The organism is Paenibacillus sp. WLX1005 (assembly GCF_046603685.1).
GTDB lineage: Bacteria > Bacillota > Bacilli > Paenibacillales > Paenibacillaceae > Saccharibacillus.
The window spans coordinates 4,664,667-4,687,017 of sequence record NZ_CP176756.1 but is presented as its reverse complement, the minus strand read 5'-3'; the positions used below and the strand labels follow the sequence as shown (position 1 = coordinate 4,687,017).

19 protein-coding genes and 1 pseudogene are annotated in these 22,351 nt (G+C 43.7%); 16 read left to right on the top strand and 4 right to left on the bottom strand.

Annotated features, from left to right (window positions below):
• Nucleotides 1-68: 68 nt before the first annotated feature.
• From ACE3MZ_RS20080 to ACE3MZ_RS20020, 13 genes and pseudogenes are all read left to right on the top strand, one after another.
• On the top strand, nucleotides 69-836 hold the full coding sequence (locus ACE3MZ_RS20080) for an RHS repeat domain-containing protein (RefSeq protein WP_411343873.1): 768 nt from the start codon (nucleotides 69-71) through the stop codon (nucleotides 834-836).
• The gene (locus ACE3MZ_RS20075; protein WP_411343872.1) at nucleotides 836-8,965 is read left to right on the top strand and encodes an RHS repeat-associated core domain-containing protein; all 8,130 of its coding nucleotides are present in this window, start codon (nucleotides 836-838) and stop codon (nucleotides 8,963-8,965) included. Before ACE3MZ_RS20080 ends, ACE3MZ_RS20075 begins: the two co-directional genes overlap by 1 nt.
• Before the next feature lie 11 nt (nucleotides 8,966-8,976).
• Nucleotides 8,977-9,465, top strand: a complete 489-nt coding sequence (locus ACE3MZ_RS20070) for a pentapeptide repeat-containing protein (RefSeq protein WP_411343871.1) — start codon at nucleotides 8,977-8,979, stop codon at nucleotides 9,463-9,465.
• A 28-nt stretch (nucleotides 9,466-9,493) separates the two neighbouring features.
• A complete protein-coding gene (locus ACE3MZ_RS20065) occupies nucleotides 9,494-10,348 on the top strand; it encodes a hypothetical protein (protein ID WP_411343870.1) in 855 nt (284 codons plus the stop codon).
• 636 nt (nucleotides 10,349-10,984) lie between these two features.
• Complete coding sequence (locus tag ACE3MZ_RS20060; RefSeq protein WP_411343869.1) at nucleotides 10,985-11,146, top strand: hypothetical protein; 162 nt, start codon at nucleotides 10,985-10,987, stop codon at nucleotides 11,144-11,146.
• Nucleotides 11,147-11,160: 14 nt separating this feature from the next.
• Nucleotides 11,161-11,490, top strand: a complete 330-nt coding sequence (locus tag ACE3MZ_RS20055) for a hypothetical protein (RefSeq protein WP_411343868.1) — start codon at nucleotides 11,161-11,163, stop codon at nucleotides 11,488-11,490.
• 465 nt (nucleotides 11,491-11,955) lie between these two features.
• Nucleotides 11,956-12,087 (top strand): annotated as a pseudogene (locus tag ACE3MZ_RS20050) (RHS repeat-associated core domain-containing protein); the annotation flags it as partial.
• A complete protein-coding gene (locus tag ACE3MZ_RS20045; RefSeq protein WP_411346865.1) occupies nucleotides 12,073-12,258 on the top strand; it encodes a pre-toxin TG domain-containing protein in 186 nt (61 codons plus the stop codon). The pseudogene ACE3MZ_RS20050 and the gene ACE3MZ_RS20045, both read left to right, overlap by 15 nt.
• Nucleotides 12,259-12,292: 34 nt before the next feature.
• Nucleotides 12,293-12,802: a hypothetical protein gene (locus ACE3MZ_RS20040; RefSeq protein ID WP_411343867.1), complete on the top strand. Its 510-nt coding sequence runs from the start codon at nucleotides 12,293-12,295 to the stop codon at nucleotides 12,800-12,802.
• 11 nt (nucleotides 12,803-12,813) lie between these two features.
• Nucleotides 12,814-13,053, top strand: a complete 240-nt coding sequence (locus tag ACE3MZ_RS20035) for a hypothetical protein (RefSeq protein ID WP_411343866.1) — start codon at nucleotides 12,814-12,816, stop codon at nucleotides 13,051-13,053.
• 102 nt (nucleotides 13,054-13,155) lie between these two features.
• The gene (locus tag ACE3MZ_RS20030; protein ID WP_411343865.1) at nucleotides 13,156-13,290 is read left to right on the top strand and encodes a hypothetical protein; all 135 of its coding nucleotides are present in this window, start codon (nucleotides 13,156-13,158) and stop codon (nucleotides 13,288-13,290) included.
• A gap of 184 nt (nucleotides 13,291-13,474) precedes the next feature.
• The gene (locus ACE3MZ_RS20025; RefSeq protein ID WP_411343864.1) at nucleotides 13,475-13,675 is read left to right on the top strand and encodes a hypothetical protein; all 201 of its coding nucleotides are present in this window, start codon (nucleotides 13,475-13,477) and stop codon (nucleotides 13,673-13,675) included.
• Between the two features lie 354 nt (nucleotides 13,676-14,029).
• Nucleotides 14,030-14,515 (top strand): hypothetical protein, encoded by a 486-nt coding sequence (locus ACE3MZ_RS20020; RefSeq protein ID WP_411343863.1) that lies wholly within the window; start codon nucleotides 14,030-14,032, stop codon nucleotides 14,513-14,515.
• A 348-nt stretch (nucleotides 14,516-14,863) separates the two neighbouring features.
• Here ACE3MZ_RS20020 and ACE3MZ_RS20015 read toward each other — a convergent pair whose 3' ends face one another.
• A complete protein-coding gene (locus ACE3MZ_RS20015) occupies nucleotides 14,864-16,306 on the bottom strand; it encodes a YfcC family protein (protein WP_411343862.1) in 1,443 nt (480 codons plus the stop codon).
• 333 nt (nucleotides 16,307-16,639) lie between these two features.
• On the opposite strand from ACE3MZ_RS20015, the gene ACE3MZ_RS20010 reads away from it, so the two are divergent.
• From ACE3MZ_RS20010 to ACE3MZ_RS20000, 3 genes are all read left to right on the top strand, one after another.
• A complete protein-coding gene (locus ACE3MZ_RS20010; RefSeq protein ID WP_411343861.1) occupies nucleotides 16,640-17,470 on the top strand; it encodes a MurR/RpiR family transcriptional regulator in 831 nt (276 codons plus the stop codon).
• 90 nt (nucleotides 17,471-17,560) lie between these two features.
• Entirely contained in the window at nucleotides 17,561-18,691 is a 1,131-nt protein-coding gene (locus tag ACE3MZ_RS20005) for a M20 peptidase aminoacylase family protein (RefSeq protein WP_411343860.1), read from the top strand.
• Nucleotides 18,692-18,842: 151 nt separating this feature from the next.
• Nucleotides 18,843-19,058, top strand: coding sequence for a hypothetical protein (locus tag ACE3MZ_RS20000; protein WP_411343859.1), 216 nt, complete (start codon nucleotides 18,843-18,845; stop codon nucleotides 19,056-19,058).
• 187 nt (nucleotides 19,059-19,245) lie between these two features.
• On the opposite strand, the gene ACE3MZ_RS19995 is transcribed toward ACE3MZ_RS20000, so the two are convergent.
• The 3 genes from ACE3MZ_RS19995 to ACE3MZ_RS19985 all read right to left on the bottom strand — a co-directional run bounded on the left by ACE3MZ_RS19995 (nucleotide 19,246) and on the right by ACE3MZ_RS19985 (nucleotide 22,212).
• The gene (locus ACE3MZ_RS19995; RefSeq protein WP_411343858.1) at nucleotides 19,246-19,692 is read right to left on the bottom strand and encodes a GNAT family N-acetyltransferase; all 447 of its coding nucleotides are present in this window, start codon (nucleotides 19,690-19,692) and stop codon (nucleotides 19,246-19,248) included.
• A 338-nt stretch (nucleotides 19,693-20,030) separates the two neighbouring features.
• A complete protein-coding gene (locus tag ACE3MZ_RS19990; protein WP_411343857.1) occupies nucleotides 20,031-20,759 on the bottom strand; it encodes an amino acid ABC transporter ATP-binding protein in 729 nt (242 codons plus the stop codon).
• Nucleotides 20,752-22,212 carry an amino acid ABC transporter substrate-binding protein/permease gene (locus ACE3MZ_RS19985; protein WP_411346864.1) on the bottom strand — a complete coding sequence of 487 codons (1,461 nt, stop codon included), beginning with the start codon at nucleotides 22,210-22,212 and terminating at the stop codon, nucleotides 20,752-20,754. Before ACE3MZ_RS19985 ends, ACE3MZ_RS19990 begins: the two co-directional genes overlap by 8 nt.
• Nucleotides 22,213-22,351 lie beyond the last annotated feature (139 nt).

The following is a 22,351-nucleotide window of genomic DNA, read 5'->3' as shown; positions in this document are numbered from 1 at the left end:
CACGTCTGTCCATAGAAGCTAGCACGTAACCTTGGAATAGCCAGAAATGGACAAGGGAGCGAATGCACTTGAATTTAGCACGATTACGATGGAAATCGCTGGCAGCGATACTCGTAGGACTATCTGTTCTTACCGCCAGCGCGTCTGCTTATGCAGCCGATTATACTTATGACGATCTGAACCGGGTCACCTCGGTAGACAAAGACGGTAAACAAACGACGTATACGTACGATCATGGTGGTAACCTGCTCAGTGTGACGTCGACTAGCAAACCTGCTGTACAGAAAAGCAATATCGTTTCCGGATGGACTGCGTATATGACCAAAGGCATGAAAGCCCAATACGAGACGACAACAGCTAATGTTTCCAATGATACTCACGTTACCTATGCACCGTCTGTAGTAGAAAATGTATATGGTGATACATCGTCGACCGTTGCAGCTGACGTGTATGAGCCAAGCAATAGCAATCTGACCGCGCAACTGATTACGCTGGACGCCAAGCGTAGTGGTGGAGCTAACATTTACCGCGATATCCCGGTTCAGGGTAGTACAAGCTATACGTACGAGGGCTGGGTGAAGACCGATGAGATGAAGGACGCGGTCGTGCAGGTCATCGTCAATTATTACGATGGCAACAAACGCTTGATTCGCTACGACAATCTGCTTAACTTGAGACAAAATACTGGCTGGACTAGCTATAATGCCAAGCTGACCGCCCCATCTGGCGCTGTCAAAGCACGCGTTCATTTGCAAATCGTGCTGCTGAAGGCGAACGGACACGCCAAAGCCGGTTTTGCTGACCGTACCTTCAGCAAGGCAGGGGGCAGTCAGTGATGAATATAAGAAATTGCTTAAAAGTAGTAGCATTAGCAGCGATATTGGTTGTTTCCTTATTCATATTCAAACAACCATCTGCCGAGGCAGCGCTTGTCAATTCTTATACATTAGGTGCAGGGCAAAGTGTAACCATTACACATTCTTATACTGCGGCTATGTCTATTTATCTGGATGGAACGTCATATGAATATGCTCGTTATATGGCAAATGGCGACGTAGCATCTTACAACGAAGATACAGGAAAAACAACACTGAATTTCCCAAAAGATTATACGATTGAGATCACGAACCTTTCTGGTTCCAATATGACCATTGATGCCAAAAGTAAACAAATTCAAGTGTACACAATTAGTTTTCACGCGCTTGAACGGATTACTTTAACGCCGGGTGGAAGCTATATTTTTGAGAATATGGATTCGGCGAGAAGCCAGAGTATACGAATTGGCGGAGTAAATGCCAATATCCATTTTGACAGTAACGGCTACTATGTACCAACATCTTTTGCACGTAATGCTTCTGGTGGTGTAGAGACGCTAAATGCAGGTACAAGAATGATTGTTACGAATCGTGATTCCAAAACGTACGATATATTTGGTGCGAGAAAAGTAATTCGTACTATATATTCATATACTCCTGCTGATTTTAGATACAATGTGGCTCCAAATACGTCGGTACAAGCGACCAACAAAACTGCCAATAACTATTATGTATATATGGATGGCGGAGTCTCGTATGAATTTATGATTTACGATGAAGATGGTTCATTATCGTCATCGGGTACAACCAAAACGACGAGCAAATTCGTCCGAGCGGGTCAGCGCTTTGTCATGACTAATGTTTCCGCTACGCCAATCACGGTATCGGGCGCATATCCCGCCTTTGACACAACAACGCAGGTTGAGCCGCCAATGGTCACCAAAACGCTGGCTCCTAACGCCAGCATCAAAGTGAAAAATAGCTCCAGCGATCAGATCAAGCTCTTGATGAACGGACTATACGAGCATGCCGAATACGACGCATCCGGCGATGTAGCAGAATACGATAATGGCAGCACGCTGTCCAACTATTTGCTGCCAATCGGCAATACGGTTGTATTTACCAATCCGAGCAGCTCCACATCTATCACGATCAAGGTTCCGAAGGAGCAGACCCAGATTTCCGATTCCGCCAATCCGGCGTTATATCGCTACAATCTGCCACCCGGCGGTTCACTGGAAGCAAGCAATCTGACACATAATAACGCAACCATTCAAGCAAATGGACGCTATGATTACGCGTTCTATGATAGCTTGGGCATTATCAAATACGATTCTTATCATCAAAATAGTTACTTCCAACTGGCTAACGGTGAACGTGTCGCGTTTACCAACGTCGGCACGACGACAGATTTGATCTATGCTCCTTATGAAGCATTCCGATTCTCTTTCCGTACCCAGCCGATCACGTTCAAGCGTACGCTGGAATCGGGACAGACGATCAAAGCAGTCAATACTTCCCGTTATTCGTTCCCTGTGACAGCGGACGGGCAGCATCATTATGTCGTATACGATCAGGCTGACAATCGTGTCGCTAGCTTTGGCAATCCGATCAAAGCCGATACGCATACCGTCACCAAAGAGCAAAAGGCTATTGTGACCAACAGCGACAATACTCCGCTGACCGTCTATGGTCCAGCCGATGCTTTCGATTGGAGCAATCGCTCCGAACCAGCATTGTACAAAGGATATTTGAACGCTGGGCAAAGTTTGAAACTGTCTAACAACAGTCCAGGCAATTTCAATCTGTATACAGAAGGCACCTATGATCAGGCTAGCTACAAAGCGGACAATTCGCTGCGCTCGCTGGATCATAACCGTACGCAAATCTCGTTGCCATTTTATAGCGGCGAACGTGCCACATTGACCAATTCTGGGAATAGTCAATTTGTGCTGTTAACGCCATATGATGTCACGGCTGTACAATCCAGCGCCAATCCGGCACTCCTGATCAAGCAGCTTGCCATCAACCAGAGTCTGGAGTTTGTTAACAAAGCGTCAAGCACTGAGCAGGTTTATTTTACTGGTCGTCACGATCTGATGGATTATGATCCTGCGGGCAAACCGAACAGTTATATCAGACAGACGACAACGGGCTACCGTTCCGTAGATGCAAGTCAGCGATTAGCTGCGATGAATACGGACGAGAAACCAATTGAAGTGTACGCGGCATACGAATTATTTACCGATAACCAACGCACCACTCCTGTCACGTTCCGCAAAACGCTGACTAATGGGCAAAGTCTGAATCTGACCAATACGACAGACAAGTCGTTCAGTCTGTATTCCATCGGCGGCGTTTACGATTATGTAGAACGCAAAGCAAGTGGTGAGGTCGACGAGCTACAATTGATGAATGACGGTAAGCTCAAAGCCGTATCCGCAGGCTATAAGCTGGCAGTAACAGGCTCTGATACGACGCAGCCTGCGATCATCGAAGGACCTTACGATGCCTTTGATATCCAAAATAGAACCAACCCGGCACTCATCAAGCGTACCCTGCAAGTTGGCGAATATATGGATGCCAGCAATATCGAAGCTTTGGATTCATCCGTACGTCTGACAGGCGCATACAGTCTGGCTCGTTATGGAGCCGATGGCAGCCTAACAGCATATACGTATCGGGTAAATGGCGTGTCCACGCAAGAATTGCCTTCTGGTGGACGCATCGGTATTCAAAATAACGATACCGAAGACATGATCGTCTATGCACCGTACGAGTCATTTACATTCAAAGACCGTCAACATCCGGTTACCTTTACGATGAATGTAGATTCGCAGCGCACGATTGCATTGGTACAAAATGTACTGTCTCCAGCCAATCTGTATACCGAAGGCACATATGATTATGCTCGCTATAGAGCGAGTGGGAATCCAGAAGATTATGCAGTTGCCGATACCGGAACAGTACATGCACTATCCAAAGGCGACCGCTTTGTTATCTCGGGTGCAGCGGATCAGCAAGTGAAGCTTTCCGGTTCCTACGATGCTTTCCAGATCAGTAATGTGGAAGGGCGACCAGTAACCGTCAAAACGCTGGAACCCGGCGAAAGCTATTCAATTCGTAACATTTCGCCAGGTGCATTCAATCTGCGGGTGAACGGAACGCATGCGTACCAGTTGTATAATGCAGCGGGTACGATGACTAGCAGCAACGACAGTACTACCGTGAGTACGCATACGTTGCAGCCATCCGTGCGCATCGTCGTGACTAACGTCGATACTGCACCAGTGACCGTCTACGCTCCAACGGAAGCGATTCGCATCACGCAGGGCAATGATCTGCTGATCAAATCGCTCAACAACGGACAAAGTATGAAAGCAGTCAACAACTCCGGTGGAACGGCTCGTCTGAGTGTAGATGGCACGTACGATGTCGCCGTATACGATGCTTCCGGTGAACCGAACGCCTCTTACGAGCGCTTGAGTACCGCAACTTCCGTTACCGTACCATCTGGTGGCTATGCCATTCTGACTGCACGCCAGACCGCAGCAACAACAGTCAATGCGAACAAAGACAATTTCTCTTTTGTCGATGCTGAGCATGAAGCGTTGTCTGTCTACAGTCTGGGTGCCGCCAATATGCTCAAATCACTGAATGTGACCAACAAAGCTCATACGTTGACAGTCAACGGTACATTCCATTATTGGATTGAACAAGCAGCCGAGCAACCGGGCAATGGTCCCGTTTCTATCGGTGGTGGCAATACCGCAATCGTACGCAATACAAGCGGCAAAACAGTAGACGTATACAGTCCATACGGTCTATTCCGCTGGGAAGAAACGACCGATCCGGTCATCCCTGCACCGACACCAACGCCGCCGACAGGTCAGCCGGTCAGCTCGCTTGATCCCGGCAGCTATGATCCGCAAACGTTCTACGCTGATCCGATTGATACATCGACTGGCGCACAGATCATTAACAAAACAATGCTGTCCGCACATGGCAGTCTGGATATTCCATTCCAGGCACAATATTATTCTCTACTGCAAGGCAATGGCGCGATGGGCAAAGGTTGGAGTCATAACTATGCGATGCGCCTGCAAGAGAGTGCCAAAGACGGCAGCGTCAATCTATACTGGAACGATTTCCGGTATAATACCTTTACCCGTCAGGCAGACGGTAGTTATGTGTCCAGCCAGAAGGCGGTACGTAATGATCAATTGCTCAAAAACAAAGACGGCAGCTATAGCCTAAATCGATACGACCGTACGAATTTGCAATTTTCCAAAGATGGCAAGCTGCAATCGATGGGCAATTCTGGCGGCATCACATTGAATATGCAATACAATGCCAGCGGCAAAATCTCTGGTGTGATCGAACCGGCAACAGGTGCCAAACTCGTACTGGATTACGATACTGCCGGACGCATCAGCTCTGTTGCAGATCAGTCGGGACGCAAGGCAAGCTTTGCCTACGACGATACTGGACGACTCATCACCCTGACATCTCCCAATGGAATCAAAGATGAATACACGTATAACAAAAATCATCAGATTCTGACTGGCAAGCTGGATGGTCAGCAAGTGTTCGCCAACAGCTACGACAGCAAAGGACGTATCCTGAAACAAACCGACGGTATTAATGGTCATCAGACGACGCTGTCCTACAGTCAGGATAATAATGGATTCACAACGACCATTACTGACCGTAACGGCAACGTACAGAAGCGTGTCCATGATGCCAATTATCAGCTTCTTCAAGTACAGGATGCACTGGAAGGTCAGACATCGTACACGTACGACAATCAGGGCAACCGTACGAGCATTACCAATGCGCTGAATCAGACGGCACGCTTTGTCTACGATGACAAAAACAATGTTGTCAAAGTGACCGACCCGTCCGGTCAATCTATGACCATGACCTACGACGGTCTTGGCAATTTGCTGAAAGCAACCGGACCAGATGGCAGCAGCATTACGAGCACCTACGACAATCAGGGACGACTGCTGACGACAACCAACCCAGAAGGTCAAAGTATCACCTACGCATACAACGATCAGGGACTGCTCACCTCGGCAACCGATCCGCGTGGCGGCAAAACGCTGTACAGCTACGACGGTTTCCGATTGAACAAAGTCACTCAATCCACTGGCGAAGCCACACTCATCGGCTACGACAAGGCTGGTCGCATGACGACACAGACGGATGCCGCAGGCAATACAGCGAGTATCGTTTACAATGACAACGATCAACTGACGTCTGTTATCGACGAGCTGAATCATAAGAACAGCTACACGTACGACGGTCACGACAACCTGACCAGTGTGACAGATGCCAAAGGCAATGTGACCCGCTACACCTACGATGCTAACGGTCAATTGACAGGCATGACCAATGCACTGGGCGGCAAAATCGGTATCCAATACGATGCCGAAGGACGCATGACCGGTGTGACCGACCCGCTGAATCGCAAAACCGTCTTTGCCTACGATAAAGCCGGTCAACTGCTCAGCGAAACCAATGCGCAGGGTGCCAGCATCCGGTATGCGTACGACAAACTCGGTCGTCCAACTGAAGCACGGGATGCACTCAACAACAAAATGTACACCGTGGAGTACGACACCGCTGGCAATCCGGTGAAAATGACCGATGCTCTCGGCAACACGTACAAAAGTGCATATAACCAGCTGAACCAGCTCACCCAATCCGTCGATCCGCTGAACCGTAAAACCAACTACAGCTACGACAAATTGGGTCAACTGACCGACGTCAGCGATGCCATACAAGGGCACACATCACAAGCAATGGATGCATTCGGACAGATCACCACCATGATGGATGCCAATGGAAATCAGGCACAATATCAATACGATCTGCTAGGTCGTCTGACGAATGAAAAAGATGCCGCAGGCGGCAGTCATACGTATGAATACAATACCGTCGGGCTGTTGAGCAAAGAAACCGACAAAAATGGACGAAATACGAACTACACCTACGATGCCGCAGGCAACCTGATCCAGTTTGCCGACCAAGCAGGCAACGTATCATATCAGTACGACGAGAATGGAAACATCCTGTCCGTCACAGGCAGCGACGGCAAGGTGCTACGCCGCACATTCGATGCCCTCAACCGCGTCGAAACATATACTGACGGCGACGGCAATACCATCGGCTACAGCTACGATGCGGCTGGACAATTAACGACTTTGACCTATCCAGACGGCAAAAAAGTACACTACACGTACGATACCGTCGGTCATATGTCCACCGTCACCGATTGGAACGGACGCAAAACGGCATACAGCTACGACGCCAACGGTCGCCTAACTTCCACGTCACGTGCAGACGGAACGAAAGAAACCCGTTCGTACAATGCCGCTGGACAATTGACTAGCCTGACCGTGCTGAACCCAGATGGCAGTGTTATGGTCGAAACGAGCTATACCTACGATGCCGCAGGTAACGTCATTCAAGAAGAGGGCGGCGAAGTCCAAAGCCCGCTCAATAGCGTAACCTACGACGTATACGGTCCAGGTCTGTCACCAGAACTGGAAGACGTCATGATCCAAAGCGGATTATCCGCTACAGCTGCACAAACGGAAGACAACGCCAGCGTCCAGCAGGATGTATATAATCATTCCGCAGCAAACGGCAATAATACCGAATCGGATTATGCCGATGCTGAAAATGCTAATGGCAATACTGTGAATGATACGAATCAACCTGCTAACGGTAAAACCAATACAGCAGAACCAACAACTGTTACCGAAGACAGCTACGGATTGTATGGCGATTTACAATTGACGTATACCGCAGACAACCGTCTGGCTACCGTTAACGGACAAGCAGTCCAATACGATGCCGAAGGCAATATGCTGCATGGTCCACTGAATGGTAGTATGCAAGACTATCGCTACGATGCTCGCAACCGTCTGATCCAAGCCGGCGGCTTAAGCTACGGATACGATAACGAAAACAACCGTAACTCTATGACCGTGAGCGGTGTGACGACGAAGCAGATCATCAATCCACATGCCGTTCTGTCGCAAGTGCTGATGGAAACCGACGCTTCCGGCACACCGCAAGCATGGTACGTCTACGGTCAAGGACTCATCAGTCGCGAAGATGCCAGTGGCAATTACCAAACGTATCAGTACGACATGCGCGGTAGTACGATCGCTTTGACCGACAACAAAGGTCAAGTTACCGATACGTACACCTACGATACCTATGGAGAACAACTGGAGCACACCGGTGCAAGTGAACAACCATTCCAGTACAATGGACGTGACGGTGTACAGACGGATGCCAATGGTTTGTACCAGATGCGTGCCCGTTACTACAATCCAGAGATCAAGCGCTTCGTGAATCGCGATGTACTGACAGGCAGTATTGACAATGGACTGACGATGAATCGGTATGCGTATGTAAATGGGAATCCGGTGTCGTATATTGATCCGTTTGGACTCAGTGCAGATGGAGCGACATGGTGGCAAAGTGGGTTTAGCTACGGAGTCGATGCGTTACCGGGAGTAGGCACTGTGAAAGGGATTCAGGAAGTCTTTACCGGTGTGGATCTGATTACGGGACATCAGTTGTCGGTAGCGGATCGGATCGCGACAGGTGGAGGAACAATCCTAAGTATCGGCATCCCAGGCGGAAAGATTTTCGGGAAAGTAGCGATCAAGAAAACGATTGATGGCGGAGCCTGGTTGATTGGTAAATTACGTGTTAATAATATTGAGAAGGCTGTTGAAATTGCTCCACGACTAGATCGTCCTATGGCAGGCGATAATATTGGTTCTATGTTGTATAGCAAAGATAATAATGATTCTTCTTGGAAAAAAGGTCTGGAAGTTACTGAGCAGCACATTAAAGATGCAATGCGGGGAGCGACATTACAAACACAACAAAAAGCAGTGTCTTTACCAGCAATAAATCGCTATGTCAATAGATTAGCAGATGGTGAGGTCCCACCACCTGTTAAAGTTGATGGAACTATAATAATAGATGGTAATCATCGATATATTTCTAGTAGGGTAGCGGGAATTGAAATCCCAACAACTCCATATCCCGGAGGAAAAAAAGAAAATATAATAAATTGGGAAGATTTGAAAATTGACTCATTTGATTGGGGAAATCATTAAGATTAGAAAGGATGAGTAGCATAATTACTATAAACTTTGTTTCTAACGATTCTATTGAATTGAATATCGATTCACTTGAAGCAGCCAATTTGAATGACTTAAATTTACACAGGGCTATTCTAAATAATCAAAGTTTAAAGAGAGCTAATCTATCCCGAACAAATTTACGAGGTGCACAACTTAAGAATACTAATTTAAGCCAAGCAATTTTGACATCAGCCCTATTAATGACTTCAGATTTAGAATTTGCCAATTTGGAGTCTTGTGATCTTACTAAAGCTAATCTTGCGGCGGCAAACTTGAAAGGTAGTAACTTATCCAAAGCTACCTTAAAAGAAACTGATGTTTGGAGTGTTGATTTTACAGATGCAAATCTTGCAGGAGCGGTTATGCTTTGTAAAAGAATTTCAGATGCAGTATTTACTAATGCTGTTTATGATGAGAACACTATTTGGCCGGAATCTTTCAATCCATTATTGCTAGGAGCAATAAAAGTATAGTCGGAACTATATTTTCTGGAAAATGTAAATGATTATAAAAGCCTTTCTTCGAATGTTTTATAGGAGAAAGGCTTTTATAAAAAATCTCGAAAGGAATCTTATGATACACTCCACTTTACAACTGTTAAGAGAAAGTATCGCTAACCAAAATTACAATATTATGGCTGGTGTACTTAAACTTATAAAAGAAACTATGATGTATCTATTTACAGAAGAACAATTTCAAGAACTGCTATTGTTAAAAGAATCTATTCATGAAGAATATAGAGCATTATATATCGAAACTCTTGTTGAATATCCTTACTTTTATGTTCAAGAATCTTTATTAGACGAATATATTGGATTGATTTCTATGCAACAAACTGATGTAGCAGAAGCAGTGCGCTGTTTAGATAACATGAGTAATATGGGGATAGAAGAGAAAATAATATTCAAAAAAATAGTAGACCATGTAGAAGAAGAACAGGCATTACTTATTTTGACTCTATCTACAATTTGTTTAAAGGAAGCCCCTGATGATTGTGAAATTATCTACGAAAAGGTGAGAATACGAAGACATATCCATAAACGATCTTTTTTGGTTTCGACATTCTTATTAATTGTCCACCCGTTTTTAGATGAATATATAGAAATTGGCGCAATCAAGTTTGCTTATTCTTCTGCTCAATCCGCAATCTTGGACAAAGGATGGTACTATGCTGATGATTCTAATACTCTAATTCAAGACAAAATTCTTGATTCTAGAGAAGTAGACTTATTAAAGCAATTAGGAAATGAATTCGAAAAACATAATTGCTTAAACCCAGTGAAAGCAAACGAACTGTATCACTCTTTTTTTGGAAATGCTAATCCTATCGATGTTATGTTTACTTTGCATAAATAAAACGTCTAAGCAGATATATAGGTAAGATCGTTGAATTTAATCCAACTTTGAAATTAGAATTGGGGATTAGATAATCATGGATACGCATATACAAACGATTTGATTAGATCAAGCTAAAAAAATTACTGAAAAAGCTGCTTTTGAGCAACTAGAGGTACTTATAAATGGATCAATGCTTAAAAATATTAAATGAGAAATATTTTTAAGCAGAATGTTGTTGTCTGTTTTTTAGAAACAGGAACATTATTGGAACACTTTAATGAGTTCTTAAGTGGGATGTTGCCTATGCAATAAGTAGAAAAGAAGATTGAGATTGATTGCTGACTTCTGGGATGAACCAGATAAATTGCAAGAATATCTCTTGGTTATGTTTAACCATTTCAAAAAGAAAGAAATATAAGTGTAGAAACCTTGAGAGACGCAATATCTTTCAAGGTTTTTTTATCAGTCGAATCTAAACTGATTGTTAGTGGGTATCTACTAATCCTATTTTAGCTCCATGTCAAAAATGTTTTGAGCAGTTATTATAATCCAGAGATCAAGCGCTTCGTTAACCGCGATGTGCTGACAGGAAGTATTGACAATGGACTTACGATGAATCGATATGCTGATGACTTGAATAAAGGATTTCGTGGTATGAGTTTTCATTTTCAAACTATTAATCGTGTTAAGATGGAGTTAAATGCTTATTTAAGAGAAATAAAAATAGCTGAAGATTTAGGACGTAAAGATATTGCAAATATATTATTTGAAAATTATCTACAAGAGAGAGCTTTACTAACTAGTCACTTAAAATGAATAAAGGAGATAGCATGGATATTGTAAAAAGAATTAATGAAGGCAATTGTTCGATTGAAGAATTGGAGGTTTTTTTGGAAGAAAATAACCCTGTGATCTTATATCACACAATGACTTATATCGGTAAAAGTAAATATTATACGCAAAACATGTTAGACAGGTTAAATGATCTGTCTTTAAGAAGAAGTCCTCAAGATAAATTGATTGGTTATTATAAAATAGGGGACTTAGCTTTAGCAACTCTTATCAAACTTGATGAAATAAATAATAAGATTTCTTTGGAGGATTTAAATGAATTTGATAAAAATATGATTATGCGTTTGTATGAAGAGATCGATTGGTAAATATAAAGTGTTTATTGAGTTTTAACACAATAGAGCATTTCATTAAATGAATTTTTTGAGTGATTCTATAAATTATGTAATCGTTTATAAATTTTTTTTAAAATCGTATAGAAACAATTATCTGTTAAAAAAGTAGATTATAGTTATCAAGCTATAATCTACTTTTTTTATAATTGATTAGGGTAGACTTCTTATTTCTATTTGATTTAACTTTGAATTATTTCTGTGCTTAAAAAGTGATGAATTATTTGTCCCTTTTGTAGATATACCCTCTAGCTGGCGAAATGTATGATAGTCAATTGTTGGAGTTACTAAGTTCGATTGACTCTGCTCGTTTTAAAAATATTTCAGAAGTAGAATCTCTTTTAAAGTATATCGAGGACTGTGTTCCACATAGTGAGTCTTCCGATATTTATTTGTAAAAATACATGACTAGATTTAGCCAGATTTCAAGGGTTTGCACCAAATCACACACGGTACTACAATCCAGAGATCAAGCGCTCCATAAACCATGATGTGCTGACAGGAAGTATCGACAATGGACTGACGATGAACCGGTATGCGTATGTGAATGGGAATCTGGTGTCGTATATTGATCCGTTTGGACTCAGTGCAGATGGAGCGACATGGTGGCAAAGTGGGTTTAGCTACGGAGTCGATGCGTTACCGGGAGTAGGAACTGTAAAAGGGATTCAGGAAGTATTGACCGGTGTGGATCTGATTACGGGACAGCAATTATCGGTAGCCAAATCGGATTGCAGCTGGTAGAGGAACACTGTTAATCTTCTTGCCAGGCGGTAAAGTGGCTGTTAAGGAAACGATTGATGGCGAAGCCTGGTTGATTGGGAATCTCAGAAAGATAGACCTGCAGGCTATACAAACGAAACATGCTAGACCTAGTGAGATGTTTGTAAACGACTTTGCTTTAAATGGTCAACGAATTGCTCCTAAAAATTTATATCGTGAACTTAGAAGATCGGAAATTGGAAGACAAACATTGGACTTGATTGAAGAAAATAAAATTAGAATCTTATTAGATTATAGTAAAAAGAGCGGATTGTATGGGGAAGCATTTGGAAGTGGTAAATCTGTTGTTTATGTGGCCAATACACAATCTTTACAAAAGACTGCACAGACAATTATACATGAAGTTATCCACAATAAAATCGACTCAGAAATTCACACTCGTAGAGAAGAATTTATAGTATATATGAGAGAGTCTAAACATGTAAATCCCAATTTATCAATTGGAGAGATTCGTAATATTATTAATCAGGTGAATAGACTTTATTCGGAACTTCCTTACAGATAAGGAGCGGAAATATGGATAAAAACGAGTTTTTAAGAGAGATTAAACTTCTACAACAAATCTCCGATAGAGCTATGGCTGGAGAAGAAGTTTACTGTCCCAAGTGTGGTGAACTGCTTATTGTTAACCAATTAGGTAGTGGAAAACACCCTGGTGTTTTTTGCCCTAATAAAGATTTTAAAATCATGATTGACTACAAGAAAAATAATGTAACTGAAAATTTGGGTTTAGATAAAAGATCGAATCAGCAATAGCAAGTCTACCAAAGAATAACCTTAAATTGACTACATGTCTTTAAGGTTATTCTTTATTTTATTAATTAAATGATCATATAAGACTCGATGATTAATTTATAGATGCATATGAATGGAAATCCGGTATCGTATATTGATCCATTTGGACTCAGTGCAGATAGAGCGACATGGTGGCAAAGTGGGTTTAGCTACGGAGTCGATGCGTTACCGGAAGTAGGCACCGTGAAAGGGATTTAGGAAGTATTTCACCGGTGTCGATCTGATTACGGGACAGCAGTTGTCGGTAGCCGATCGATAGTAGCTGGTGGGGGAACACTGTTAGGCTTCTTGTCGAGCAAAAAATTAGTGAGATAAAAGAAATTATCAAAATGGTTAAAAATAATTATCCTGAACTGCCTTACCGTTGAGAAAGGAGTGCGCTATGAAAAGAAGTCACGATGAAGTATTGAAAGAAATTGAATTAATGCAAACAATACGACAAAAAGCAATGAGTGGCGAGAAAGTAAGTTGTCCCAAATGCGGTGGAAATCTTATGTTCTTTGACAAAAATAGTGGTCGACATCCAGGTGTATTTTGTCCAAATGGAGATTTTGAGATTCTTATTGAGTATAAAATCAATTGATTAGTTGTAACTAGTTTGTTATGTTTGCCTTTTTATATACACAAAGCCAGTTCATTTTGCAAAAGGATGCGTCCTTGCTGCAAAATGAACTGGCTTTTTTTATAAATGAAAATAATTCCAAGTGATCCAGATCCAGCGTTATTACGAAAACAACATAAGACACTAAATTATACACAGCAGCAAAATCAAAGTATAGTATAAAGAAATTCCGATTTCATATTACATAAAAAGGAACCTTGCATCATTGCCGATCAAGCCTGGAAGGGAGGTGAGCACTTCAGGTTTGTTCGAATAGCTACAGATTCACCCGAGAGATTGACATGGTTTCGGGCAATAAAAGGAGTGGACATATTAATGAAATTATCCCGATATTGTACTTTATTGCTGACAGGTGCACTGTTAATCGCAACAACAGCGCAAACCGCAAATGCAGCATCTACTTTACCATCCGGCAATGTAGCCAACAAAGGTGGAGGCGGCGGGTTCACGACGCAGGACACATCAGACACGACGTTTGACTATTTTACAGTGACTAAGAAAGACGGAGCTTTTGTTGCAGCAAAATACAACTCATCCGGTGATAGCTATGTTGGTCTGAACGTCAAGCAGAATGGTCAGATGATTGTATCGATTGAAAAATACAATTTCTCTACGAAAAAGTGGGACCCGCTGCAAGTGAAACTGCTCAACGGTTCGGCTCGTGTATACTACCGTGTTCCGACGGACATGATCTATATCCCGCCAACGCCATATCGAGTCGTATTGTCCACCACCAGTACTGCCGAGGTCGAGATGGAAACGACTTACACGTGGGAAAGTGACAGCAATCCGAACGAATAATTCTTGCTAATTGCGCAGTATCCCAAAAAGAGTCTTCTGCTAGTAAGAAGGCTCTTTGCTGTAACTACTAAATCATGCACACTAGTATATGAATGCTGAACAAGTTTACAGTTCAGTCTATAACAACATTTTGATTGCCATTCATATTGAACTACGTATACTTTTCTCAGAACTCAGAACTCAGAACTCAGAACTCAGAACTCAGAACTCAGAACTCAGAACTCAGAACTCAGAACTCAGAACTCAGAACTCAGAACTCAGAACTCAGAACTCAGAACTCAGAACTCAGAACTCAGAACTTGGCTGCTATGATTGTGAGTGTTTATCTTTGGATGAACCGCCCAGCAATCAAAATGGTCCCCACTTGATCAGCACGCCGACGATAATGGAAGCGAGTCCGATCAAGAACCACGTCAGCGCTAGCGGCCACATGAATTTTAGCCAGCGGGTATACGGAATCCCCGTCGCTGCCAGAATCGCCATCAGCACACCGGACGTCGGATTGAGACAGTTCACAACGCCTTCACCCATCATTACTGCCTGCACGGTCACCTGACGAGTGACGCCGAGCAGATCGGAGAGCGGCGCTAGAATTGGAATTAACACGACGGATTCGCCAGAGCCGGAGGAGATCAGGAAATGCAGCAGAGCACTCACCAGATACATACCAACCGAGACGAAAATCGGACCATGCCCTTGCAGCAGGTTGGCGAGTCCATTGACAATCGTGTCCAGAATATTTCCATCGTCGAGAATAATTGAGATACATCGTGCCATACCGCAGATTAATGCACCGTAGACGAGCTTTTGACAGCCACCGATAAATGTTTTGGCGATACCGTTGCCGCCCATGCCGCCGATCAGCCCAGCGATGATGGCAATCAGGATAAAGGTTCCCGCCATTTCCTTATCGCCCCAACCGAGTTGAAACGTACCGACCAAGAAACCAGCGAGACAAAGTGCGGTGACAAGAATAATCAGCTTCTGTTTACCTGTCCAAACAACATTCTCACTATCCTCATTGTCGCTTACCAACGCTTTGCTGGGAAACCAGTCGCTACCGAGCAGACTGCCTTTGTCACTTTTCAATCGGCGTGCATAGGATGCCAAGTAGACAATGGTCGCTGCGACAAAGCAGATATAGATGACTGTACGCAATCCAATACCTGAAAACAACGGCAGCTCGGCGATGGTTTGCGAAATGCCCAGCGGTGACGGGGAGAGCAGAGTGGAGTTAAAGCCTGCATATGTACCGAGATAGATGACAGCCGCGCCCAGCATCGCATCCCATTTTAGCGCACGGGCGACGATGATACCGAGCGGAATGAAGCCGATCACGGAATTGACGACAATTCCGGTGGTGCCGAGGATGGAGAAGATGGCAGCTACGATGAGGATAAATAGAAATTGCCGCTCACGGAATTTGTTAACGATGCTGTGCACCATGCCAGTAATTGCGCCTGTTTGTTCCAGTACGGCAATTGCTCCACCGGTGAACAGGATCAGGAAAATGATCGGTCCAGCGTTTGCCATGCCTTCGGCGATAGCTGAGAAGAAGCCGACAAATGTAACCGGCGAACGCTCAACCGCATGGTAACTGCCCGGTACGGTAGTCGTAATCTCATCGTTTGTGACCCGGTCGAATGCACCGGAAGGGACAATATACGTAGCAATTGCACAGACGAGTGCTACCAGAAACAGCAAGACGTACGCATCCGGCATTTTGAGCCGATTCTTTTGTGGTGATGGTGCAACAGGTGGTGCCGTATCCAAGTGACGGGGAGTATCCATAAACATTTCCTCCTTCAGGAATAAAGGTGTATATTTCAACAAACGCGAACATACATAAAGGTATGAGCAAGCATGGAATGATGCAGGCAAGTGAATTACAAATTGTAGGCGGTCATATTGCAGTTATATTACATAGCATAGCCAGCTTACAAGGGATGTACTATATCTGGTAATAGCTATATTACAATCTGGTAATTTACGTCGGTTCATGTAAAGTAATTTGCACATGTCCCAACTTTTCTTACAACCGTTCTGGTGTTATGCTATATCATAATAAAGGATTTCCTTCATTTCAATCATTTTTTGAATTAAAAACTTTAATCGAGGTGATAAATGCTGACATCATATCAGGATCGTATCGCTGAACAATATGCGTCATTAACGAAAGGTATGAAAAAAGTAGCGGATGCCCTGCTGAATGATCCGACGATCTTTGCCGCTCAGTCTGCCAAAAAGGTTGGCGAAGCGTTGGGCGTCAGTGAGACGATGGTCGTACGGCTCTGCTACTCGCTCGGATATCAGGGGTACAGCGAGTTGCAGCAGGATGTGCGTCAGGCAGTATACAACATCTATACCGATGTGCATGATCTGCAAACAGATGGGCAAACTCAGGATGAACAGTTGCCATATTATCGGCAGGCGATGCGGCTGGATCAGGTAAACATTGATAAGGTGGCAAAATCGCTATCGGAAGAACAGCTGAAGACGGCGATTGACCGATTGGATCATGCAGATCAGGTGCTGGTGACTGGTCTGAACTTTGGCTTTTCGATGGCACACTGGTTGTCCTTTTCGCTCAATTCGATCAAGGGCAATTGTCGGTTGTATCGTCCAGAGGAGAACATTCATTTGAATTATTTGAACGAGCAGAGTGTAGTCGTTGTGTTTTCCTTTTACCGGTATCTGATGGAGCCATTATGGATTGCGGAGGAAGCGAAGAAGAAGGGCATATATGTGATTGCTTTTACCGATTACAAGGCAGCGCCGGTGATTCCGCATGCTGATCTTGTATTCACGCTAGATCTGCCTTCACGTTCGATTATCCAGATGTCGCCGGTGATCTTCTCGTTGCTGAATGCGATCATCATGGAGATTGCGAACCGGAATGAAGGCAATGTGAAGCAGATTGAGGAGCAGCATATTAATAAATTTTATATTCCATAAACGATCTGCTGAAGCAAATGAGATGTTCTGGATAAGCATGTATTGGTTGAATACGAATATGAAGATGAATAGTGAAAGGAATGATCTCGTATGACAGTCGCGACAGATAAACAGTTACGTGCTACATTGACGGAAGTATTTGAACATCTACACGCTCATCCTGAATTGAGCATGAAGGAATGGAAGACGGCGGCATATATCAAGCAATGGCTGGAGAAGCTGGGCTGCCGGGTGACTACTTTTGACGATTGCCCGGGCATTATTGGCGAGATCGGCTCTGGTCAACCGGTGATTGGATTACGAGCAGATATGGATGCGCTCTGGCAGGAGGTCGACGGTGAATATTGCGCGAATCATTCCTGCGGGCATGATGCACACATGACGATGGTGCTGGGTACAGTGATGGCGCTCAAGGAAAAAGGTAAACTGCCGAAAGGAACCATTCGCTTTGTCTTTCAGCCTGCTGAGGAAATCGGTGCGGGGGCGATTGCGCTAGTAGAAAAAGGTGTTTTTGACGATATGGATTTCTATTTTGGCGTACATTTGCGTCCGATTCAGGAGCTGCCGGATGGGAAAGCGGCACCAGCAATTGTCCATGGAGCCAGTCGCGGTGTGAAGGGTACGATTCGCGGCGATGACGCACATGGTGCACGTCCACATCTTGGTATCAATGCCATTGAAGTAGCGGCATCCATCGTTAATGAGCTGGGGCGTATTCATATGGATCCGCGTATTCCGCATTCGGTGAAGATGACGAGTCTGCACGCGGGGGAGATGCGCAATATTATTCCGGGCAATGCTCAATTTTCGCTAGATACACGCGCCCAGACAAACGAAGTGATGGAAGAATTGACCGAACATGTACAACGCGTCGTAGACAGTGTAGCGATGCGATACGGTGCAGATGTAGAACTGGAAATCGCACACGGGCTGGCTGCCGCCAAAGTGGATGAACAGGCGCAGCAATATATGGCGGAAGCGATCACTGCCATACTCGGTGCGGACAATACCTCTCCAGCACTGCTGACAACTGGTGGAGACGATTTCCATCAGGTAGCGATTCGTAAACCACATGTGAAAGGTACGATGCTTGGTCTGGGCTGCGATCTTGGTCCCGGGCTACACCATCCGAAGATGAGCTTTAACCGTGATGCGATGTTTACGGGTGTGGATATTTTGACACAGGCACTGTTGATTACGCTGGAACGGGAAGCGAAATGATAATGGTTGGGGAAGGCATGACAATAATTCGCCACGAAAAAAAACTCTCGATTCTGTTACATTAGTCACTACACGCTATGAATATGGGATAGGAGAGTATCAAAACCAGTAGAGTATCCAAACTGAATGGCGCGGGAGGTTGAATGCTACTATGGAACAGCTTGATCGGGAGCAGCTTATTGCACTGGTGCAGCGTATTATGGATGGTGAAGGCAGCGAGGGTGAGCAGGACGAGTGGTTGGAGCTTTTGCGGCGGCAGGTGCCGCATCCAGAGGTGAGCAATCTGATCTTCTGGGATGAGCGGGACTTGACGGCAGAGCAGATTGTGGATGAAGCGCTGAATTATCGGGCAATTTTGCTAGATTGAATCGCTGGCGGTATCATTGATATAGTTTCTGGAATGACTATTTTCGGATTCCATCGTTCTGAAGTGAAAGGCTGCAATTGAATATTTTTCCTGTTACCTATTATTGATTGGAAGAAAGAATACAATAAACGGCAGCGATGTATGCATACAATATTCATATATCGCTGCCATTTGGTATGCACTTATGTTATTGAATCATATAATCGACCCACGGTACAAGGGTGCATCCGTTCCGTTCAAAAAATTGCTGAGCACGCACATTATCCGGCGTAGCTACCCACGCCATATGCGCAAAGTGATGATCTCGCGTATACTTGAGACACGCATCAAACAACTGCTGTTCTGCTTCGGTATCGCGCAAATGCTCCGCTACGTACAAATCGTTCATGTTCGTAACAGGAGACGCTTTGATGCTGCTGAATAAAAAGTATAACGTGGCGAAGCCTGCCGCTTTGCCGTCTTGCTCCAGAATGAATTGAACTCCATGCTGACCTGCGACCATAGTACGAATCAAGTGATGCAACTGCTCGGTAGCAGGTAATGGCTTTTTGTAGAAATCGCCGATGTATTCCTGCATGAGAGTTGTGACTGCGGGTAGATCTTCTTCTGTTGTTTGACGAATCTTAATATTCATTCGTTGCTCCTCCTGTATGTAGCTTGCTTTGTTGTGGAAGTATGTTGATGTAATACATAAACTAGAGTGTACGCTAATTAGAATAAATATTCAATATTATTAATTTTTATTCACTTATAGATATATTAATCTGGGACACGCTAGTTTTCATGTTGCTGGGGGTTCCTGTATCTAGAAGAAATTATGCAAGCATTTCGAACATGGCAACTAAACTGCAAACATACAATAAAAGCCCGAGATCAACAATCATATGCTGATCTTAGGCTTTTATTTATCGTGATTAACATGAACAAAATGAATATTTAACAGCTACATACTCTACTACTATATCTACAATCCTACAATACCTTCTCCAAAAAGCTAATCGTCCGTTCATGCTTCGGACTGCCAAATACTTGCTCTGGAGAACCTTCTTCCACGATATACCCGCCATCCATAAAGATCACGCGATCTGCCACTTCACGGGCAAAGCCCATTTCGTGCGTCACGATCATCATCGTCATGCCCTCACTAGCGAGAGTTTTCATAACGCCGAGCACTTCGCCGACCATTTCTGGGTCGAGCGCGGATGTTGGTTCGTCAAACAGCATAATATCCGGGTTCATCGCCAGTGCGCGTGCAATCGCCACACGCTGCTTTTGACCACCGGACAGACTGCCGGGGAACGCTTCTGCTTTATCAGACAATCCGACACGATCAAGTAGCTTCAGTGCAGTTGCTCTAGCTTCGGATTCGGACTGCTTTTTCAATTCGACTGGTGCAAAAGTAATATTTTTAACTACATTCATATGCGGGAACAGGTTGAAATGCTGAAACACCATACCGATATTTTCGCGAACTTTGTTAATATCTGTTTTGTTGTCGCTAATATCGTAATCATCGACCACGACGCGACCAGCGGTAATTTCCTCCAGCTTGTTCATACATCGCAGCAGTGTACTTTTACCAGAACCAGATGGACCGATGACACAAACAACTTCGCCTTCGTTGACGCGCATGTTAATGTCTTTCAGTACTTCGTTGGAGCCAAAGCTCTTTTTGAGGTTAGTGACTTCGATTTTACCCACGGCGTGTTCTCCTTTCCAAACGATCTGCAATTTTGGTTAAGATAGTGATAACAATCAAGTACATAATAGCGACCATGCCATAAATGGTAAACGACTGGTAGTTGTTAGCAATAATAATTTTACCGGATTGAGTTAGTTCAACTAGACCGATAACAGACATAATCGACGTATCTTTCAGCGTAATGACGAGCTGGTTGATAAACGAAGGAATCATGATTTTGATTGCTTGTGGAATGATAACTTTAATCATGGCTTTGCGATAAGGCAATCCAAGTGAGCGGGCTGCTTCCATTTGCCCTTTATCAATTGATTGAATACCACCACGTATGATTTCAGTTACGTATGCACCAGCATTCAGACTGAGTGCTAATACTGCACCAACAATCAGTGGCATCTGGAACCCAAATGCATAAGGCAGACCAAAGTAAATGAATAAGCCCAATACAAGCAGAGGAATACCACGGAAAATATCAACGAAGATCGTTGCAATGGTACGAGCTAATTTATTATGACTGACTTTCATAAAACCGAATACTAGACCAAAAATAGAAGCAAAGAATAGTGACATAACTGTATATAATAGCGTCATACCCAAACCTTTGATCAATTCAGGTAAAGCTTCTTTCATAATCTGTAATTGATTTTTAGCAGGCGGGGCGGTTGTAGATTCTTGACCAGGTTTAGTATCACCCAAATATTTAGCTACGATGCGATCGTATTCGCCATTGGCTTTTAAATTAGCCAAACCAGCATCAAATTTTTGTAGCAATTCAGGATTTTTACCTTTGTTCACAGCAAATCCATACGGAGATCCTTTTTCTTTATCGGTAACAGTTTTGAGTTGTAAACCTTGTTGGATAGCATAGGCAACAACAGGATAATCGTCAAAGCAAGCTACCGAATTACCTGAAGTTACTTCTTGATACATTTGAACAGAGTCGTCAAATGGCACTAAGGTAAAGTTGTATTTATCTTTGATAGAGTTTGCAAATGAATATCCTTCAGTACCTGTTTTGACAGCTACACGTTTTCCACTTAAATCAGAGTACGACTTGATGTCACTAGTTTGTCCGACAGCCATAACAACGCCTGATTCATAATAAGGCTGGGAAAAATCAAAAGTTTGCTTACGTTCATCTGTGATACTCATTCCTGCAATCATACCGTCCAACTGATTGGATTGTAGTCCTTGCAAAGCAGCATTAAACCCTAAAGGTCTAACTTCATATTTAAACCCTTGATCTTGTGCGATTGCAGCAAGTAAATCCATATCAATCCCGATATATTTACCGTCCTGCTGGAACTCGAACGGTGCGAACGTAATATCCGTTCCAATTAGATACGTCTTGCCTTCTGTGGATTGGGCGGATGCACTGGGGCTGAAGCTACCTGTACAGATTCCGAAAACAAGAAGGAAAGCCATGGATAGCCACATCAACCTGGATTTCTTCATAATATCCTCCATTTCGTTTGCTCCGTAATTTCGATTGTGATGATCATCGATGGAGTTCTTCCAATCTGACGGAAGAGTAATATTGCATGCACATCGTATGTAACATTAAATGTCTCACATCACATGTCTTCTTATTCTA

What these genes read in the sequence shown, in the direction of transcription:
- ACE3MZ_RS20005 (WP_411343860.1), top strand. Translation starts at nt 17,561, where the DNA reads ATGACAGTCGCGACAGATAAACAGTTACGTGCTACATTGACGGAAGTA.
- ACE3MZ_RS20060 (WP_411343869.1), top strand. Translation starts at nt 10,985, where the DNA reads ATGAGTTTTCATTTTCAAACTATTAATCGTGTTAAGATGGAGTTAAAT.
- ACE3MZ_RS20075 (WP_411343872.1), top strand. Translation starts at nt 836, where the DNA reads ATGAATATAAGAAATTGCTTAAAAGTAGTAGCATTAGCAGCGATATTG.
- ACE3MZ_RS20025 (WP_411343864.1), top strand. Translation starts at nt 13,475, where the DNA reads ATGAAAAGAAGTCACGATGAAGTATTGAAAGAAATTGAATTAATGCAA.
- ACE3MZ_RS20020 (WP_411343863.1), top strand. Translation starts at nt 14,030, where the DNA reads ATGAAATTATCCCGATATTGTACTTTATTGCTGACAGGTGCACTGTTA.
- ACE3MZ_RS20000 (WP_411343859.1), top strand. Translation starts at nt 18,843, where the DNA reads ATGGAACAGCTTGATCGGGAGCAGCTTATTGCACTGGTGCAGCGTATT.
- ACE3MZ_RS20035 (WP_411343866.1), top strand. Translation starts at nt 12,814, where the DNA reads ATGGATAAAAACGAGTTTTTAAGAGAGATTAAACTTCTACAACAAATC.
- ACE3MZ_RS20065 (WP_411343870.1), top strand. Translation starts at nt 9,494, where the DNA reads ATGATTATAAAAGCCTTTCTTCGAATGTTTTATAGGAGAAAGGCTTTT.
- ACE3MZ_RS20070 (WP_411343871.1), top strand. Translation starts at nt 8,977, where the DNA reads ATGAGTAGCATAATTACTATAAACTTTGTTTCTAACGATTCTATTGAA.
- ACE3MZ_RS19995 (WP_411343858.1), bottom strand. Translation starts at nt 19,692, where the DNA reads ATGAATATTAAGATTCGTCAAACAACAGAAGAAGATCTACCCGCAGTC.
- ACE3MZ_RS20010 (WP_411343861.1), top strand. Translation starts at nt 16,640, where the DNA reads ATGCTGACATCATATCAGGATCGTATCGCTGAACAATATGCGTCATTA.
- ACE3MZ_RS20030 (WP_411343865.1), top strand. Translation starts at nt 13,156, where the DNA reads ATGCATATGAATGGAAATCCGGTATCGTATATTGATCCATTTGGACTC.
- ACE3MZ_RS20015 (WP_411343862.1), bottom strand. Translation starts at nt 16,306, where the DNA reads ATGGATACTCCCCGTCACTTGGATACGGCACCACCTGTTGCACCATCA.
- ACE3MZ_RS19985 (WP_411346864.1), bottom strand. Translation starts at nt 22,212, where the DNA reads ATGAAGAAATCCAGGTTGATGTGGCTATCCATGGCTTTCCTTCTTGTT.
- ACE3MZ_RS20055 (WP_411343868.1), top strand. Translation starts at nt 11,161, where the DNA reads ATGGATATTGTAAAAAGAATTAATGAAGGCAATTGTTCGATTGAAGAA.